This window comes from Caballeronia sp. LZ003 (genome assembly GCF_031451465.1).
Classification (GTDB): domain Bacteria; phylum Pseudomonadota; class Gammaproteobacteria; order Burkholderiales; family Burkholderiaceae; genus Caballeronia.
In genome coordinates this window covers 1394214-1410237 of record NZ_JARUXJ010000003.1, presented here as the reverse complement: position 1 = coordinate 1410237, position 16024 = coordinate 1394214, and the positions used below count along the sequence as shown (strand labels likewise).

The following is a 16024-nucleotide window of genomic DNA, read 5'->3' as shown; positions in this document are numbered from 1 at the left end:
AATGCCATGCCCGCAGTCACGCAACCGCTTCACAAGAACGGCGATTATCTGGTCGACTACGAAGAGAAGGTCTTCGAGGATGTCAAAGCCGAGCCCGGCGAAAAAGCGCTCGTCACGTTTCATACGGTCGCGTTCGAAGGCTCGATCGGCTTCGTGAATCTGCTGCAGGCAACGCGTCTGCAACGCAAGGGTTTCGATACTTCCGTGCTGCTCTACGGCCCCGGCGTCACGCTCGGTCTGCAACGCGGCTTTCCCACGCTTGGCGACGAAGCCTTCCCCGGTCATCTCAACTTCAACAAGCAACTACAGAAGTTCATGGCCGAAGGCGGCAAGGTCTATGCATGCCGATTCGCGTTGCAAGCGCTGTATGGGCACGGCGAAGCGTCGTTGATCGAAGGCATCCGGCCGATCAGTCCGCTCGATGTCCTCGACATCCAGCTGCTCCATCGAAAGGATAACGCGCTGATCATTCATACGTGGACCGTCTGACGATCATGGCCGCACAGAGCGCAAAACGCATCGTCCGCGCGGCGGCCGTGCAGATCACGCCCGACTTCGAGCGGCCCGACGGAACGCTCGACAAGGTGTGCACGGCTATCGACGAAGCCGCCGCGAAAGGCGTGCAGTTGATCGTGTTCCCCGAAACCTTCGTGCCGTACTACCCGTACTTCTCGTTCGTGCGCGCGCCGATTGCCATGGGCGCCGATCACATGAAGCTTTACGAACAGGCGGTCGTGGTGCCGGGACCGGTCACGCATGCAGTCGCCGAACGCGCGCGGCTCGGCAATATCGTGGTCGTGCTCGGCGTGAACGAACGCGATCACGGCAGCCTCTACAACGCGCAACTCATCTTCGATACCGACGGCAAGCTGTTGCTCAAGCGCCGCAAGATCACGCCGACGTATCACGAACGCATGGTCTGGGGACAGGGCGATGCAGCGGGTCTCAAGGTCGTGGATACGAGCATTGGACGTGTCGGTGCGCTTGCTTGCTGGGAGCACTACAACCCGCTCGCGCGCTATGCGTTGATGACCCAGCACGAAGAGATCCACTGCAGTCAGTTTCCCGGCTCGCTCGTCGGGCCGATCTTCGCGGATCAGATCGAAGTGACGATCCGTCATCACGCGCTGGAGTCCGGCTGCTTCGTCGTCAACGCGACGGGCTGGCTCACCGAGGCGCAGATCGAAGCCATCACGCCCGATCCGAATCTGCAGCGCGCGCTGCGTGGCGGCTGCAACACCGCGATTGTTTCGCCCGAAGGCCAGCACGTGGTCGAGCCGTTGCGCGAAGGCGAGGGCATGGTCATCGCCGATTTGGACATGTCGCTCATCACCAAGCGCAAACGCATGATGGATTCGGTCGGCCATTACGCGCGACCCGAGTTGCTGAGTCTTGCGATTAACGACCGTCCCGCCATGCCCGTCATGCCATTCACCGGAGCCTCATACGATGAGCGCCAGAGAGAACCTGCCAGCGTCGAGCCGGCAATTGATGACTGAGCTTCAGTCGGCGGGCCTGCGGCTCGTCGATCCGCGCGCCGGCGTTTCGAGCCGGCGCGGCGGCGCGGGGCCATCGGATCATAAGGCCGTCACCGTCGATGGCGTGACGATCATGGTGCCCGTGCATACGAGCACCGCGTGGAACTCGCCCTTCGTCGCGGGCGAAGCGGACGCGAACGGCACGAGCGCGTTGATGCGCAATGCGATCCCTATCGCGAGCATCAGCTTCCCCAAAGCGCCGCGTTTCTATGCGATGCAGACGCTCGACGGCGTGCCGTACTCGCACATCGCCACCTTGCACAGCAAGGACGTGCTCGCGACGACGGTGCTGCAAACCTGCATCCACTATGAAAGCCGCCGCAAGTCGTGCAAGTTCTGCGCGATCGGGCAATCGCTCGCGGCGGGGCGCACCATCGCGCACAAGACGCCCGAGCAGCTTGCCGAAGTGGCGCGCGCGGCGGTTCTGCTCGATGGCGTGAAGCATATGGTCCTCACGACCGGCACGCCGCCCACGCCGGATCGCGGCGCAAAAGTGCTGTGCGACAGCGCGTTCGCCATCAAGGCCGCCGTCGATCTGCCGATTCAGGCGCAGTGCGAACCGCCCGATGACGACCGCTGGTTCGAGCGCATGAAGGCAAGCGGCATCGATACGCTCGGCATGCATCTCGAAGCGGTGACGCCCGCCGTGCGCGATCGCATCATGCCGGGCAAGGCCAGCGTGCCGATGTCGCGTTACGTGGAAGCGTTCAAGGCAGCCGTCGCCGTCTTCGGACGCGGACAGGTCAGCACGTACATTCTCGCCGGCCTCGGCGATAGCGCGCAGTCGATCATCGACATGTCGCGCGAGTTGATTGCGCTCGGCGTGTATCCGTTCGTCGTGCCGTTCGTGCCGATCAGCGGCACGCCGCTCGAAGACCATCCCGCGCCGGAGCCGGAATTCATGCGTTCGGTGCTGGCGCCCATCGGCTCGATGCTCGCCGAAGCACAGATGCGCTCGACCGATATCAAGGCCGGCTGCGGCAAGTGCGGCGCGTGTTCGTCGCTTTCATCGTACGAGGTGTGATCATGTTCGTCGAAGCCGATGTGCCCGATCTCGATTACTCGCCGGTCGAATATCGCGTGAAGTGGGCGACGCTGTCGTGGGAAGCGAGCGAAGCCTACAAGCTGCGGCGCGCGGTGTTCTGCATGGAGCAAGGAATATTCATCGGCGATGACCGCGACGCTATCGACGAACGCGCGCAACTGCTCGTCGCGCTGAGTTGCGTGGCGGGCATGCCGGAACAGGTCGTCGGCACGGTGCGCATCCACGAGGAAGAGCCCGGCGTGTGGTTCGGCTCGCGCCTTGCCGTGCACGCTGCGTTTCGCTCGCACGCGAAGATCGGCGCGACCTTGATCCGGCTTGCGGTATCGAGCGCGCATGCGTTGGGCTGCGAGACGTTTCTCGCGCACGTGCAGTCGCAGAACGCGCCGCTCTTTGCGCGCCTGCGCTGGGATTCGCTGAAGGAGGAAGCCATTTTCGGGCGCCCGCATCATCTGATGCAGGCGCAACTCGATGCGTATCCGCCGTGCGTCACGCCGCAAAGCGGCTTCGTCGCGCTGGCCCGCAAGCCGTCATGAGCACGTTGTCCGCACTGGTCGAGCGTTTGCGCGAGAGCCGCGGCTTTCGCCACAAGCGCGATATCGCGGATGTCGTGAGCCGCTTGCCCGACAACCGTATCGATCTTTCGCAAGCGGTTGCAATCGGCGACGACTGCGCGGCCATTCGCGATGGCGACGGCTTTCTGCTCTTCGCCATCGAAGGCATGGTCAGTGACTTCGTGCGCGCCATGCCGTGGTTCGCGGGCTATAGCGCGGTCATGGTCAACGTGAGCGATATCTACGCGATGGGCGGCCGCCCGCTCGCCGTAGTCGATGCGTTATGGAACGCGAACATCGAGGACGCCTCCGAAGTGCTCGCGGGCATGACGGCTGCATCGGCGACGTACGGCGTGCCTGTCGTCGGCGGACATAGCAACGTGCAGAGCGACGGCGCGCAACTCGCGGTGGCCATTCTCGGCCGCGCCCGCAAGCTCTTGACGAGTTTCGATGCACGACCCGGCGACGCGCTTCTCATGGCCGTCGATCTGCGCGGCAAGTATGAAGACCCGTATCCGTTCTGGAATGCGTCGACCGATGCGCCGCAAGGCCGTGCGCGCGACGACTTCGAGATACTGCCCGCGCTCGCCGAAGACGGACTCTGCGATGCAGCCAAGGACATCAGCATGGCGGGCGCGCTCGGCACCGCGCTCATGCTGCTCGAATGTTCGAAGGCGGGCGCGCGTATCGATCTCGATGCCATCCCGCGTCCCGCTGACGCCGACCTCGAACGCTGGCTCACCGCCTTTCCGAGCTTCGGCTTCGTGCTGTCGGTGCGCCCCGAACATGCCGATGCCGTGCGCGCGCGTTTCGAAGCCCGTTCGCTGGCGTGCGCCGCGATCGGCTCGGTGGATGCGTCGCGCGAAGTGGTCGTCGAACGTGGCGGGGAAAGCGCGCTGTTATGGAATCTGCGCGAAGAAGGCTTCATTTGCGCGAGGAGTGCGACATGATGCGCATAGGCTTGCTCACGCATTCGGTGAATCCGCGCGGGGGTGTCGTGCATAGCCTCGAACTCGCGCGTGCGCTCCACGAAAGCGGCCACCTCGTGACGATCTTTGCGCCCGCGCGTGAAGGCGAATCCATGTTCCGCGCATCGCCGTGCCGCGTGGTGCTGGCGCGCGTGGCCGGAACGCGCGATGGTCTCGTCGCAATGGTCGATGAGCGCATCCGCGCGCTGAAACATGCGCTGATCGAAGAAGGCGCGGAGAGCTTCGATGTTCTCCATGCGCAAGACAGCATTGGCGGCAATGCGCTCGCCGAGCTTAAAGCGGAAGGCTGCATCAAGGGATTCGTGCGTACCGTTCATCATCTCGACAATTTCGACGATGCGCGTCTTTCGCACTGGCAACGTCGCGCGTGGCAAGACGCCGACGCCGTGCTCTGCGTCAGCGATGCATGGACGCGCACGATGTACGACACGCATGGCGTGCATGCGCGCACGGTGAGAAACGGCATCGACAGAACGCGTTATGCGGCGCGCGCGGACCGACAGCGCGACGAGTTACGCAAGCGCTTCGCGATAGGCGCGGGGCCGGTCGTGCTGGCTGTGGGCGGCATAGAGGCGCGCAAGAACACGCTCATGCTGCTCGAAGCGTTTGCGCTGCTGCGTGCGCAACGGCCATCGGCGCAACTGGTGCTTGCCGGCGGCGCGAGCCTGCTCGACCACGACGCCTACACGCGCCGCTTTCTTGCGCGTGCGGCCGAGCTCCGCCTCGATCACACGCAAGTGATCCTTACCGGTCCCTTGCCCGACGATCAGATGCCCGCGCTGTTCAGCATCGCCGATGTCGTCGCCATGATCTCGCTACGCGAAGGCTTCGGCCTGGTCGTACTCGAAGCGCTGGCGAGCGCCAAACCCGTCATGGTCTCGCATATCGAACCCTTCACCGACTATCTCGACGATCGAACCTGCATCTTTACCGATCCACATGACGCCGCTTCGATTGCCAAGGCGCTTGCAAAAGCAATGGACGGTGCACACGACATCGATTTCGATCAAGCCGTGCCGGCCTTGCTCGACCGCTACACATGGCAGGCGAGCGCTGCGCATCATCTCGACATCTACGGCAAGTGGCTGCAAAGCCTGCCGCTCACGACCGTCTAAAGGAACGCCACCATGCCTGTCATGCACTTTCGAATTCGCTGGCCCGATGGCGTCGAAGCGAACTGTTATTCGCCGTCCACGGTTGTCGGCGAATTCTTCACACCGGGCAACACCTATCCCGTCGATGACTTCGTCGCGCGCTCACGCGAGGCGCTGACGATAGGCTCCGAGCGCGTGCGCGAGAAGTACGGCTTCGCGTGCTCGGCCGCGATGGATCAACTTGCGCAGATCGAAGCCGACGCGGGCCGCTTCGATGCAAGACCCGGCGCGCTCGTCACCGTGCTCGCGCTCGATTGAAGTCCTTGGATCAAAGGGAATCGGAACATGTCGAACGTCACTTCCACAGAGACGCACTACAGCGTGATCGTCGTTGGCGGCGGGCAGGCCGGGCTGTCGGTCAGCTACTTTCTGCAGCAGGCGAACATCGATCATCTCGTGATCGAGAAAGCGACCGTCACGCATACCTGGCGCACGCAGCGCTGGGATACCTTCTGCCTCGTCACGCCGAACTGGCAATGCGCGTTGCCGGGCTACCCGTACACCGGCGCGGACCCGCATGGCTTCATGAAGAAGGATGAGATCATCGACTATCTCGATGGCTTCATCGCGAAGGTCAATGCACCCGTGCTCGAGCAGACCGCCGTGTTACGCGTGCAACGTGATGCAGCGGGCCGCTATGCCGTGAAGACCACGCAGGGCGAGTTCACGGCGGATCAGATCGTGGTGGCATCGGGCGGCTATCACACGCCTATCGTCCCGCGCATGGCCGAACGCTTGCCGCAGGAGATCGCGCAGGTGCAGTCGTCGGAATATCGCAATGCGGATCAGTTGCCACCGGGCGCGGTGCTCGTCGTCGGATCGGGCCAGTCGGGCGCGCAGATCGCGGAGGACTTGCATCTCTCGGGACGCAAGGTGCATCTCGCCGTGGGCGAAGCGCCGCGTTGCGCGCGGTTTTATCGCGGACGCGACGTGGTCGACTGGCTCGCGGACATGCGCTACTACGAAATGCCCGTGACGGATCATCCGTTGCGCGAAGGCGTGCGCGACAACACCAATCACTACGTGACGGGACGCGACGGCGGCCGCGACATCGACCTGCGCCGCTTTGCACAGGAAGGCATGGAATTGTTCGGGCGGCTGCAGGATCTCCGCGATGGCAAGCTGCGTTTTGCGCCCAACCTGCGCGCGAATCTCGACGAAGCCGACGATATCTACAACCGCATCAACATGAGTATCGATGGCTTCATCGACAAGCATGGCATCGACGCACCCGCAGGCGAACGCTACGAACCCATGTGGCAGCCGCAAGACGAGCGCACCGAGCTTGCGTTGACGGACAGCGGGATCACGTCGGTGGTGTGGTGCATCGGCTTCACGCCGGACTTCAGCTGGCTCGATGCGCCGGTCTTCAACGGACGCGGCTACCCGACGCACCGGCGCGGCGTGACAGCCACGCCCGGCATCTACTTCGTGGGTTTGCCGTGGTTGCATACATGGGGCTCGGGCCGCTTTTCGGGCGTCGCGCGCGACGCGCAATTTATCGTCGATGCGATCTGTGCCGAACGGGCCGCCACGGTCGATCAGATATCGATCGCGTGCGCCTGATGCTCGACGCGAGTGAAACGGCCCGCGCTAAAACGAACAACGAAGCGGGCCTTGGCCACACATTTACTTCACCGATGCAGCGCTATTGAGCTGTGCATAGTCGGCGGGCATGGCGCCGGACGTCAGCACGGTGGCAGGCAGATGCTGCGTGTCTTCCGCCGATACGGCGCCGACGAACTTCCAGCCGGCCGGCATCTTCACGAACGTGTAGCCCGTGGGTTGATCCACGAACACCGAATAAACCGGACTCGCTTGCGACACGACAGGCGCGGCGGTTTGCGCAAACGAAGCCAGCGGCGTGGCCAGAACGAACGCGGCGGCCAGGGCGGTAATAGATGATTTCATGTTGATGCTCCAGAAAACTGAATTGTGTAATGATCGACACACATATTAAAACACTGGTCCGTGCAAAGGTCCAGATATTTTGTTACGATCAACACAGAATTCAGAATTCCATGGAACGCACCAATCGCGTGCCACGTCGTTCATAAAAACGGAGACGACATGACGCTGCATCGAGATGAAGTCTTGGAGACGGTTCACAAGACGCGTGGCCGACCGCGCGCCTTCGACCGCGACGCCGCCCTCAGGCGCGCAATGGAAGTGTTCTGGGCCAAGGGTTTCGACACCTGTTCCATGGCCGATCTCGTCGATGCCATGGGCATCAACTCGCCGAGCCTTTATGCCGCGTTCGGCAGCAAGGAAGACTTGTACCGCGAGGCGATCGCGCTCTATTCCGCCGCGGAAGGTGGCGCGGCGGTGCGCCAGTTGCGCGCGCACGAGTCCGCGCGCGACGGTTTGCGCGCCATGTTCCGCACGAGCATCGAGCTTTTCACGAGCGGGACGGGGCCACGCGGCTGCATGATCTTTCTGGGCGGCATGTCGGTGGCGCCGGAGCACGGCGAGTTGCGCGACGAGTTGCGCAAGATTCGCCGTCAGGTGGCAAGCGCCATCGCCGCGCGGCTCAACGATGCGCGCAAACACGGCGAGCTCCATGCCAACGCGGACATCCATGCGCTCGCTGCGCTTTGCATGACGCTCTTCGCGGGCTTGTCCATCGAGGCGCAGGATGGCGTGCGTCGCAACGCGCTGTACGCCGCGATCGATCAGTTCATCGCGAGCTTGCCGTTCGAATCGAAATGAAAGCGCCGCTCAAGGCCGACACGCACATCTGGCGCGCGCCGGAACTCGGCGCGGAACTGCTGCGCGGCCGCTTTGCCGATTTCTCGTACGACGTCCATGCGCACGACACCGCCTGTTTCGCGCTGCTAACGGGCGGCGCCATCCGCATCCGCATGCGCGGCACGGAGTTCGTGGCGCGACGTGGCGACCTCTACGCCATCGACGCCGATGAACCGCACGCGGGCTGGCCCGTCGACGAAGCCGGCTGGACGCAGCGCACACTCTATGTCGATGTCGCGCATCTGCGTGCGCTCGCGGGCGACGAACGTATGCGCGGCGGAGGGCTGATCGGCCCGATCATTCGCGATCCGGCATTGTGCGCGGCGCTTCACGATGTGCACCGGTCATCGGAAGAGCAGGGACCGTCGCTGTATCGCGACGAGCGGTATTTGCAGTTCGCGGCGCGTCTCACCGGCCGGCATATGACGGATCGCACGAAGGACGCAAAAGCGCCGTGCGAACCGCGCGCCGTGGCGGCCGCGCGCGGGTTTATCGACGAACGTCTGGGCGAGCAGGTGCATCTGGAAGATATCGCGGAGGCGGCGAATTTGCCGCCCTATCGCTTGTTTCGCGCCTTCAGTCGTGAAACCGGCATGACGCCGCACGAGTATCAGCGGCAGGCGCGCGTGCGCGTCGCCATGGCGTTGATCCGCGATGGCGGCGCGTTGAGCGATATCGCGGCCGCGACCGGTTTCGCGGATCAGGCGCATCTCACGCGCACTTTCCGCCGCATGCTTGGTGTCACGCCAGGCGCATACAAGACGGCGACGCGTTGAATCGAAGCAAGTTTATTTAAGCAGGCCGAGATTCGCGACCGCTTTGCTGACGGGCTTCTTGTCGCCGATCAGCGCGAGACCGACATAGCGCAAGGCCTCGGTTTCCACGCTGGCGACGGCATCGCGGAAGGCGTCGTAGTCGGTCGTTTGCTGGCCTTGCACGGGAAACGTCACGACATCGCACGATGCGGCCGCGGCCTTCGCGCGCAACGCCGATAACGTGTCCTGATCTGCCGCCAGCACTGCAATGCCGATGGGAATCAGCCCCGGATGCGCGTGCCCAGAGGCATCGACGAGCGGCGCGCCGACGAGCGACGGATGCCGCTGCCCCACCGTCAGCGCCAGCACCGCCGCCGCGTTCGCCGCCCGGCCGGGTGGCAGTTCGCTATCCACCACGATCACGCAGCGTTGCGGCCGCGCGCTTGGTTCATGTTGTTCCGGTGATGCGCTCGTCATAAGGGCTGTCCGTTTCGGTTCGAAGTGACGCATTGTGAAAGCGCTGGCGGCTTGTCGTCTTGAATCCTGTTGCACGCATGTTGCAACGCTGGCGCGTCGGCGCAGGCATTCTGAAAGCCTCGAACCCTTTCCTGCCGGGCAAAACGCTGAAATAACACGAAAACCTAGTCGTAACCCGCGTTATGAAGCGTTTGCTTTTCGTGCAAACTGCGCATATTCGAGACGTAGCTCGCATTGTTCGTCGTTCCTGCTGGAAACCTCAATCGACCCGACCGCCATGCTCGCTGAAACGCAGTCGCAGACTGCCCCGCCCATTACCGACATCGAACAACTCGCGGAAGACTACGCGCGCTTTGCCCGCCGTACGCCTTCCGAAATGGGCATTTGTCTGCGTTCGCTCCTGCAGCGGCGCGACATGCTGACAGTGGCGAGCGCGCACGGCCAGATCGTCACGCAACTGCTGGAAGTGGACCCGCGCGAAGGGCGTATCGTGTTCGACTGGGGCGGCGTGGAGTCGGACAATCGCGCATTGCTCGCAGCGCCGCAGTTGTACTTCAAGGGCGCGCCGGAAGGCGTACGCGTCGAGTTCACGACGGGCCCGGCTCAAGCGGTGAGCTTCGAGGGACGACAAGCGTTCGAAGTATCGTTCCCGGAAGCCGTCTATCACGTGCAGCGCCGCGAGTACTTCCGCGTGCCGGCGCCCATTCTCGATCCCTTCTTCGCCAAGGGCACTTATCCGGACGGTGACCCGTTCCACTGCGAAGTGCACGACATTTCGCTCGGCGGCGTCGCGCTGCGCATGGATACGCCGCGCCTCGCGGAAACGGAGATCGGCACGCTCTTCACCGATGTCCTTCTGAACCTCGGTGCGGGCGGCTCGCTTTCGGTGGATCTCGCGCTCGTCTCGCCGCGCAGTATCACAACGCCGCGTGGCGACGTGCGCTATGTCGTCGGCTTTCGCTTCACGCGGCTTTCGGGCTCGGCGGAAAGCGTGTTGCAGCGACTCATCACGCGCATCGAGGCGAAGCGGCGCAGCCTGTCGGCGTGAGCGCGGACAGAGGAAACGAGGCGCGTGGAGTAGAATTCGGGCCTCATTCCAGCAGTTAAGACGACGCATGTTGACTATGTTGCCCAGAGCCTGGCGCGGAGAAGAACGCTTCTGGAAAGTCTGGTGGCTACTGGGTCTGCCCTTGCATCTCGCATGGTGGGCGCTCTATCTCTACCTGCTGTCGAGCGGCCTCGCTCCCGAAACGTTCCTGTTGCTCACCATCTGGTTCTGGCCCGGCACGCTCGCGTTATTCGCGGCGGGTTCGGTACTCTATTTGGCGTGGTGCGCGGTGGCGTGGCGTTGTTCCGGCAATGTCGATAACCGCTTCTGGACAATCCTCGCGCGCGTGCTGATCGGCGTGGGGCTGGGCTCGTTTCTGACCGAATGGCTGTTGATTCTCGGCGCGCCGCTTGCCTGAGCGCGACGCCTGGCGCGATGCTTCGCGGTTTCTTTGACACGGAGTGCCTTTGCATGCCGCTTCGATCGATGTTCCGTTTCCTGAGCGCTTGCTGCGCCGCCGCCGCGTTGTGCGGCGCGCTGCCACCGGCGGCCAACGCGCAGACCGATCAGGATGTCGATGCCCGCATCGACACGCTCTTCGGCGCCCACGAGACATATCGCGCGTTCTTCGACAAGCTCAAGCAGGCCGTCGCGGCCGGCGACAAGAACGCGGTCGCGGGCATGATCCACTATCCGATCGCGGTGCATCGCAACAGCAATGGCGACAACGCCTTGCTGCGTAACAAGCGCGAGTTCGTGGCGGCCTACGCGGGTATCTTCACGCCAGAACTCGTCGATACCGTCGCGCATCAGCAATACGCCAAGCTCTTCGTGCGCGACCAAGGCGCGATGATCGGCGACGGCGAAATCTGGTTCAGCGGCGTGTGCCGTGACGACGCCTGCAAGGACTCGGACGTTCGGATCACGGCGTTCAATCTGGAGTGAGCGGACATGTTCACGGAGTTCGCGAAGACCGTGCTCGTGATCGTCGCGGGCCTTTTTCCGATCATCAATCCGCCCGCGGTCGCACTCGTCGTGCTGAGCATGCTGCCGCATCTGGCCGATGCCGAACGCAGCGAACTCGCGCGGCGCATCTGCATCAATAGCTTCGCCATCCTGGTCGTGTCGCTGCTGGTCGGTGCTTATGTGCTCAACTTCTTCGGCATCTCCATTCCGGTGCTGCGCGTGGCGGGCGGTATCGTCGTGGCCATGGCGGGGTGGGGATTGCTCCAGGCGCCCGACGACGACACAACGACCGAACCCGCGCCCACGCCGCGTAGCGGTGCTTCGCTGCGCGCCAAGGCGTTCTATCCGCTGACTTTGCCGATCACCGTCGGACCGGGTGCCATCGCTGTCGCCATCGCGCTCGGAACCGGGTCGCCGCGTGAAGGGTTGCAGCCGGTGCATCTGATCGGCGTGATCGTCGGTCTCGTGCTCGTCTGCGCGAGCATCTACTTGTGCGTGCGCTTTGCCGGGCATCTGGAAAGGCTGCTCGGCACGGTCGGCACGCAGGTCGCCATGCGGCTTTTCGCGTTCGTCATCTTCTGCATCGGCGTGCAGATTCTCTGGCTCGGGCTCTCCGATCTCATTGCGTCGGTGCGGCTCAGTATCAAATGAATCGTAAACCCTAGGCGACGCGTCTTCGATGCGAGCGCTAGGATGCGGTTCGATTCTATGGTAGCGATACCATCGCACTGAAAGACCGGACGACGAACCGGCCGCTTAAGGAGACACGGTTTGACCTCATCCCGCAAGACGCCCGAACAGTTGCGCAGCCACCGCTGGTACGGCGTGAACGACCTGCGCTCCTTCGGTCACCGTTCGCGCACGGCGCAGATGGGCTATCACTCGTCCGATTACATGGGCAAGCCGGTCATCGCCATTGTGAATACATGGAGCGAGATCAATTCGTGCCACACGCACTTCAAGCAGCGCGTCGAGGAAGTGAAGCGCGGCGTCTGGCAGGCGGGCGGCTTTCCCGTCGAAATGCCGGTGATGACGCTCGCCGAGCCGTTCCAGAAGCCGACGACCATGCTCTACCGCAATTTTCTCGCGATGGAAGTCGAGGAACTGCTGCGGTCATATCCGTTCGATGGCTGCGTGCTCATGGGCGGCTGCGACAAGACCACGCCTGGCCTGCTGATGGGCGCGATCAGCATGAATCTGCCTTCCATCTTCCTGCCCGCCGGCCCGATGCTGCGCGGCAACTGGAACGGCCGCACGCTCGGCAGCGGGTCGGACACGTGGAAGTACTGGGCCGAACTGCGTGCGGGCAAGATCACGGAAGACGAGTGGAAGGGCGTGGAGAGCGGCATTGCGCGCTCGCCGGGCCATTGCATGACGATGGGCACCGCCTCGACCATGACGAGCGCCGCCGAAGCGCTCGGCCTCACGCTGCCGGGCTTCGCTTCGATCCCCGCCGTGGATTCGCGGCACGCGCAGTTCGCATCGCTGACGGGGCAACGCATCGTCGAAATGGTGTGGACCGATCTCAAGCCGCTCGACATCCTCACGCCGAAGTCGTTCGATAACGCCATCACCACCGTGCTCGCGATGTCCGGCTCGACCAACGCCATCGTGCATCTCGTGGCCGTCGCGCGCCGCGCGGGCGTGCCGCTCACGACCGCGCGTTTCGATGAGTTGTCGCGCATCACGCCCGTCATCGCGAATCTGCGTCCGGCCGGCAAATATCTGATGGAGGACTTCTTCTATGCCGGCGGTCTGCGCGCATTGCTCGCGGAACTTGGCGATCTAATCGATGGCTCGCAACTAACTGTCAATGCTGCGACCCTTGGCGAAAATATTGAGGGTGCCGAAATTTTCGACGATGACGTCATTCGCCGGCGAAGCAACCCGCTCGTGCCAAACGATGGCCTCGCCGTGCTAACCGGCAACCTTGCGCCCGATGGCGCCGTCATCAAGCCGGCTGCGATGGAAGCGCATCTGTTGCGGCATCGCGGCCCGGCGGTCGTGTTCAGGGATTACGCCGACATGGCCGCGCGCATCGACGATGAAGCACTCGACATCACCGCCGATTCCGTGATCGTGCTGCAGCACGCAGGACCGGTCGGCGCGCCCGGCATGCCGGAGTGGGGCCAGTTGCCGATTCCGCAAAAGCTCCTCAAGCAAGGCGTGCGCGACATGGTGCGCATCTCGGATGCGCGCATGAGCGGCACGAGCTACGGCGCGTGCGTGCTGCACGTGGCGCCGGAATCGTTCGTCGGCGGACCGCTTGCGCTGGTCGAGGATGGCGATGTCATCGAACTCGACGTGCACGCGCGCAAGCTTCATCTCGACGTAAGCGACGCGGAACTCGCCGCGCGCAAGGCGGCTTGGGTCAAGCCGAAACGCCCGTTCGAGCGCGGCTTTGGCGTGATGCATCAACTGCACGTCACCCAGGCGAACAAGGGTTGCGACTTCGACTTTCTCGAAGAACCCTTGGCCGATGACTCTGCTGAAATGAAATCGCACGACGATCCGGAAATTCACTGACACCATGACCATTCAAGACATCGACGTCGCCGACGAGACCATCGAGCAACTGCGCCACGTCAGCACCGCGACGCTCACCACGCAGCTTTTCAAGCGCGGCTTGCGCAACGTGTTTCTGCAAGGCGTCGCGCCGCTCGTCAAGCCCGCTAATGGCGCGCCGAACCTCGTCGGCCCCGCGTTCACGTTGCGCAATATTCCGGCGCGTGAGGATATCGATCACGTCGGCGTGTTTCAGGACCCCGATCATCCGCAGCGCAAGGCCGTCGAAACGGCGCCGCCTGGCAGCGTGCTCGTGCAGGATTGCCGCGGCGACCGCACGGTGGCGTCGACGGGATCGATATTGACCACGCGTCTCAAGGTGCGCGGCGTCGCGGGCATGGTCTCGGACGGTTGCGTGCGCGACAGCGGCACGATCGGCGATATCGGCTTGCCGTTGTTCTGCGCGGGCGCGAGCGCGCCGCTCAATCTCGCGAAGCATCACGCGGTCGATATGAACGTGCCGATTGCATGCGGCGGCGTGGCGGTGTATCCGGGCGATATCGTCGTCGGCGACGTGGATGGCGTCGTCATCGTGCCGCGTCACATGGCGTCCGAGGTCGCAAGGGACGCGGCCGAGCAGGAGTTGCTGGAAGAGTTCATCGCGAAGCGCGTGGCGGACGGCGCGATCTTGCGCGGCATGTATCCGCCGAACGAAGAAACGCTCGCCGCCTACGCGCAATGGCGCAAGACACGCGGCTGATTTTTATTCTTCCGCGAACGCCTTCAGCAAATGATGCGCGATGGCAAACGGCTTCGGCGCGGACAAGCCTTGCGCGTGGGAGCCATCGAGCATCGACGCTACTTCCTCGCGTGAGAACCAGCGCGCATCTTCGAGCTCGTTGTAGTCGATCGTGATGTCGGTTTCGACCGCGCGTGCGAAGCAGCCGATCATCAGCGACGATGGAAACGGCCACGGTTGCGAAGCGTAGTAGCGCACGTCGGCCGAGCGGATGCCCGCTTCCTCCAGCACTTCCCGGTAAACCGCATGCTCGAACGTCTCGCCCGGCTCGACGAAGCCCGCAAGCGCCGAGTACATGCCGGGCGCGAACTGCTTTTGCCGCCCGAGCAGGCAGCGCTCGCCATCGGTGACGAGCATGATGACGACCGGATCGACGCGCGGAAAATGCTGTGCGTGGCAATTCGGACAAAGGCGTCGCCAGCCCGCGCCGGCGGCATCCGTGGCGTGGCCGCAGTTCGCGCAAAAGCGGTGCCGCCGATGCCAGTCGAGCATCGAACGCGCTTCGCCGAGCGCACTGACGAGCGACGGTTCGACAAGACCTTGCATTGCGATGGGCCGCAACTCCACCGCTTCGACGGGCGACGCGTCGAGCGCATTCGCAATACTCTCGGCGCTGCCTTCGAGCGCGTGCGCGAAGAGCGCTCGGCCATCCGCTTCGCGACCGAGCAGCACAGTTTGCAGCGGCGCGCCGAATTTCGCGGCTTCGTCTGCATCGAACAAAGGATCGTGACCGTGCGCGCGCTTGAAGAGCGGCACATCGTTCACGAAGAGCAGAAAGCGCGTGGACGTCTGATCGCGCAGACCGGCGACGAAGCTGTCGTCGTCGCGCTTTTCGGAGACGCGGTCGAGCGGAGCAAGCGTGAAACCGATGGCGTGGGGCGGCGTGGGCATGGTGTTTTTATCGATGAGCGGGATGCGTGTCATCCGCGCGTACTGGGGATATTCGTTCAGTCGGACATCGTAGCGAAGTTGGCGGGTTCTTGCTGATGGGCAATTGCTTGACGGCAGGCTTACAGTTATCGCGCGGTTTTAGGATTTATCCCGTGGCGGCCGCCAAGCCCAGACTCCTAGAGTTCAGCTCCAACTCAACTAAAAGGGGAAGACTCATGGAGCCAAACATATCCGTGTCGATCGACGAGAAAGGGCAGCCCGTCATCACGCACGGCATGCCGCTTGCCGATTACTGCGTGCAGCGCGCGCAGACGTTGCGCGCGATGGTCCAGGTGGTATGCGGCGCGAAGCGCCCAGGAGAGGACGCGGGCGTCGTGTCCGCCGCGCTCATCAAGCCTCTGATGCAGTTGATCCGCACTCAGGTCGACGAGCTCGAACCGCTTTTCAGGGCGCTCGATCAGCGCGCGTACGAGAAGGGTTTCGATGACGGCAAGGAAGTCGGTTACCCCAGGCGCGCGCTGGTGGAACTGGACAAACAGAAGGTCTAGCAATGGCGCG

General features: G+C 63.4%; 20 protein-coding genes. 17 read left to right on the top strand and 3 right to left on the bottom strand.

All coding sequences use genetic code 11. The features are described from left to right. Nucleotides 1-6: 6 nt before the first annotated feature. From QCE79_RS23625 to QCE79_RS23590, 8 genes are read left to right on the top strand one after another with little or no spacing between them, the layout of a single operon-like run. Nucleotides 7-489 carry an MSMEG_0572/Sll0783 family nitrogen starvation response protein gene (locus QCE79_RS23625; protein WP_244829948.1) on the top strand — a complete coding sequence of 161 codons (483 nt, stop codon included), beginning with the start codon at nt 7-9 and terminating at the stop codon, nt 487-489. 5 nt (nt 490-494) lie between these two features. Then, nucleotides 495-1499, top strand: coding sequence for a Nit6803 family nitrilase (locus tag QCE79_RS23620; protein ID WP_309848202.1), 1005 nt, complete (start codon nt 495-497; stop codon nt 1497-1499). Next, nucleotides 1492-2562, top strand: coding sequence for an MSMEG_0568 family radical SAM protein (locus QCE79_RS23615; protein WP_309848272.1), 1071 nt, complete (start codon nt 1492-1494; stop codon nt 2560-2562). The genes QCE79_RS23620 and QCE79_RS23615 overlap by 8 nt, the downstream gene beginning before the upstream one ends. A gap of 2 nt (nt 2563-2564) precedes the next feature. After that, nucleotides 2565-3116 (top strand): MSMEG_0567/Sll0786 family nitrogen starvation N-acetyltransferase, encoded by a 552-nt coding sequence (locus tag QCE79_RS23610; RefSeq protein WP_244829951.1) that lies wholly within the window; start codon nt 2565-2567, stop codon nt 3114-3116. Further along, entirely contained in the window at nt 3113-4084 is a 972-nt protein-coding gene (locus QCE79_RS23605) for a sll0787 family AIR synthase-like protein (protein WP_309848201.1), read from the top strand. Before QCE79_RS23610 ends, QCE79_RS23605 begins: the two co-directional genes overlap by 4 nt. Continuing rightward, a complete protein-coding gene (locus QCE79_RS23600) occupies nt 4081-5238 on the top strand; it encodes an MSMEG_0565 family glycosyltransferase (protein WP_309848200.1) in 1158 nt (385 codons plus the stop codon). Before QCE79_RS23605 ends, QCE79_RS23600 begins: the two co-directional genes overlap by 4 nt. 12 nt (nt 5239-5250) lie before the next feature. Further along, nucleotides 5251-5535: an MSMEG_0570 family nitrogen starvation response protein gene (locus QCE79_RS23595; protein ID WP_250468704.1), complete on the top strand. Its 285-nt coding sequence runs from the start codon at nt 5251-5253 to the stop codon at nt 5533-5535. 27 nt (nt 5536-5562) lie between these two features. Continuing rightward, complete coding sequence (locus tag QCE79_RS23590) at nt 5563-6843, top strand: MSMEG_0569 family flavin-dependent oxidoreductase (protein WP_309848199.1); 1281 nt, start codon at nt 5563-5565, stop codon at nt 6841-6843. Between the two features lie 63 nt (nt 6844-6906). On the opposite strand, the gene QCE79_RS23585 is transcribed toward QCE79_RS23590, so the two are convergent. After that, nucleotides 6907-7188, bottom strand: coding sequence for a hypothetical protein (locus tag QCE79_RS23585; RefSeq protein ID WP_250494233.1), 282 nt, complete (start codon nt 7186-7188; stop codon nt 6907-6909). Nucleotides 7189-7347: 159 nt separating this feature from the next. On the opposite strand from QCE79_RS23585, the gene QCE79_RS23580 reads away from it, so the two are divergent. Beyond that, nucleotides 7348-7986: a TetR/AcrR family transcriptional regulator gene (locus tag QCE79_RS23580; protein ID WP_244829957.1), complete on the top strand. Its 639-nt coding sequence runs from the start codon at nt 7348-7350 to the stop codon at nt 7984-7986. Then, a complete protein-coding gene (locus tag QCE79_RS23575) occupies nt 7983-8801 on the top strand; it encodes an AraC family transcriptional regulator (protein WP_309848198.1) in 819 nt (272 codons plus the stop codon). The genes QCE79_RS23580 and QCE79_RS23575 overlap by 4 nt, the downstream gene beginning before the upstream one ends. Before the next feature lie 12 nt (nt 8802-8813). Here QCE79_RS23575 and QCE79_RS23570 read toward each other — a convergent pair whose 3' ends face one another. Continuing rightward, on the bottom strand, nt 8814-9257 hold the full coding sequence (locus QCE79_RS23570; protein ID WP_244829959.1) for a DUF2000 domain-containing protein: 444 nt from the start codon (nt 9255-9257) through the stop codon (nt 8814-8816). A gap of 277 nt (nt 9258-9534) precedes the next feature. Between QCE79_RS23570 and QCE79_RS23565 the strand changes: the two genes are divergently transcribed. The 6 genes from QCE79_RS23565 to QCE79_RS23540 all read left to right on the top strand — a co-directional run bounded on the left by QCE79_RS23565 (nt 9535) and on the right by QCE79_RS23540 (nt 14536). Next, on the top strand, nt 9535-10305 hold the full coding sequence (locus QCE79_RS23565) for a flagellar brake protein (RefSeq protein ID WP_250468695.1): 771 nt from the start codon (nt 9535-9537) through the stop codon (nt 10303-10305). A 76-nt stretch (nt 10306-10381) separates the two neighbouring features. Continuing rightward, on the top strand, nt 10382-10723 hold the full coding sequence (locus QCE79_RS23560; protein WP_244829961.1) for a hypothetical protein: 342 nt from the start codon (nt 10382-10384) through the stop codon (nt 10721-10723). A 53-nt stretch (nt 10724-10776) separates the two neighbouring features. After that, complete coding sequence (locus QCE79_RS23555) at nt 10777-11250, top strand: hypothetical protein (protein WP_250494231.1); 474 nt, start codon at nt 10777-10779, stop codon at nt 11248-11250. Between the two features lie 6 nt (nt 11251-11256). Continuing rightward, nucleotides 11257-11922: a MarC family protein gene (locus QCE79_RS23550; RefSeq protein ID WP_244829963.1), complete on the top strand. Its 666-nt coding sequence runs from the start codon at nt 11257-11259 to the stop codon at nt 11920-11922. Nucleotides 11923-12042: 120 nt separating this feature from the next. Continuing rightward, the gene (araD, locus tag QCE79_RS23545) at nt 12043-13797 is read left to right on the top strand and encodes an L-arabinonate dehydratase (protein WP_309848197.1); all 1755 of its coding nucleotides are present in this window, start codon (nt 12043-12045) and stop codon (nt 13795-13797) included. A 4-nt stretch (nt 13798-13801) separates the two neighbouring features. Next, nucleotides 13802-14536: a ribonuclease activity regulator RraA gene (locus QCE79_RS23540; RefSeq protein ID WP_250527994.1), complete on the top strand. Its 735-nt coding sequence runs from the start codon at nt 13802-13804 to the stop codon at nt 14534-14536. Between the two features lie 3 nt (nt 14537-14539). Here the strand turns inward: QCE79_RS23540 and nudC are convergent, their stop codons facing one another. After that, on the bottom strand, nt 14540-15466 hold the full coding sequence (nudC, locus tag QCE79_RS23535; RefSeq protein WP_250510798.1) for an NAD(+) diphosphatase: 927 nt from the start codon (nt 15464-15466) through the stop codon (nt 14540-14542). Between the two features lie 215 nt (nt 15467-15681). On the opposite strand from nudC, the gene QCE79_RS23530 reads away from it, so the two are divergent. After that, nucleotides 15682-16014, top strand: coding sequence for a hypothetical protein (locus QCE79_RS23530; RefSeq protein WP_244829967.1), 333 nt, complete (start codon nt 15682-15684; stop codon nt 16012-16014). The last annotated feature ends 10 nt before the right edge of the window (nt 16015-16024 follow it).

Bases quoted from the DNA above. Each gene is read 5' to 3' on its own strand.
- QCE79_RS23625 (WP_244829948.1), top strand. From the start codon at position 7: ATGCCCGCAGTCACGCAACCGCTTCACAAGAACGGCGATTATCTGGTC.
- QCE79_RS23620 (WP_309848202.1), top strand. From the start codon at position 495: ATGGCCGCACAGAGCGCAAAACGCATCGTCCGCGCGGCGGCCGTGCAG.
- QCE79_RS23615 (WP_309848272.1), top strand. From the start codon at position 1,492: ATGACTGAGCTTCAGTCGGCGGGCCTGCGGCTCGTCGATCCGCGCGCC.
- QCE79_RS23610 (WP_244829951.1), top strand. From the start codon at position 2,565: ATGTTCGTCGAAGCCGATGTGCCCGATCTCGATTACTCGCCGGTCGAA.
- QCE79_RS23605 (WP_309848201.1), top strand. From the start codon at position 3,113: ATGAGCACGTTGTCCGCACTGGTCGAGCGTTTGCGCGAGAGCCGCGGC.
- QCE79_RS23600 (WP_309848200.1), top strand. From the start codon at position 4,081: ATGATGCGCATAGGCTTGCTCACGCATTCGGTGAATCCGCGCGGGGGT.
- QCE79_RS23595 (WP_250468704.1), top strand. From the start codon at position 5,251: ATGCCTGTCATGCACTTTCGAATTCGCTGGCCCGATGGCGTCGAAGCG.
- QCE79_RS23590 (WP_309848199.1), top strand. From the start codon at position 5,563: ATGTCGAACGTCACTTCCACAGAGACGCACTACAGCGTGATCGTCGTT.
- QCE79_RS23585 (WP_250494233.1), bottom strand. From the start codon at position 7,188: ATGAAATCATCTATTACCGCCCTGGCCGCCGCGTTCGTTCTGGCCACG.
- QCE79_RS23580 (WP_244829957.1), top strand. From the start codon at position 7,348: ATGACGCTGCATCGAGATGAAGTCTTGGAGACGGTTCACAAGACGCGT.
- QCE79_RS23575 (WP_309848198.1), top strand. From the start codon at position 7,983: ATGAAAGCGCCGCTCAAGGCCGACACGCACATCTGGCGCGCGCCGGAA.
- QCE79_RS23570 (WP_244829959.1), bottom strand. From the start codon at position 9,257: ATGACGAGCGCATCACCGGAACAACATGAACCAAGCGCGCGGCCGCAA.
- QCE79_RS23565 (WP_250468695.1), top strand. From the start codon at position 9,535: ATGCTCGCTGAAACGCAGTCGCAGACTGCCCCGCCCATTACCGACATC.
- QCE79_RS23560 (WP_244829961.1), top strand. From the start codon at position 10,382: ATGTTGCCCAGAGCCTGGCGCGGAGAAGAACGCTTCTGGAAAGTCTGG.
- QCE79_RS23555 (WP_250494231.1), top strand. From the start codon at position 10,777: ATGCCGCTTCGATCGATGTTCCGTTTCCTGAGCGCTTGCTGCGCCGCC.
- QCE79_RS23550 (WP_244829963.1), top strand. From the start codon at position 11,257: ATGTTCACGGAGTTCGCGAAGACCGTGCTCGTGATCGTCGCGGGCCTT.
- QCE79_RS23540 (WP_250527994.1), top strand. From the start codon at position 13,802: ATGACCATTCAAGACATCGACGTCGCCGACGAGACCATCGAGCAACTG.
- nudC (WP_250510798.1), bottom strand. From the start codon at position 15,466: ATGCCCACGCCGCCCCACGCCATCGGTTTCACGCTTGCTCCGCTCGAC.
- QCE79_RS23530 (WP_244829967.1), top strand. From the start codon at position 15,682: ATGGAGCCAAACATATCCGTGTCGATCGACGAGAAAGGGCAGCCCGTC.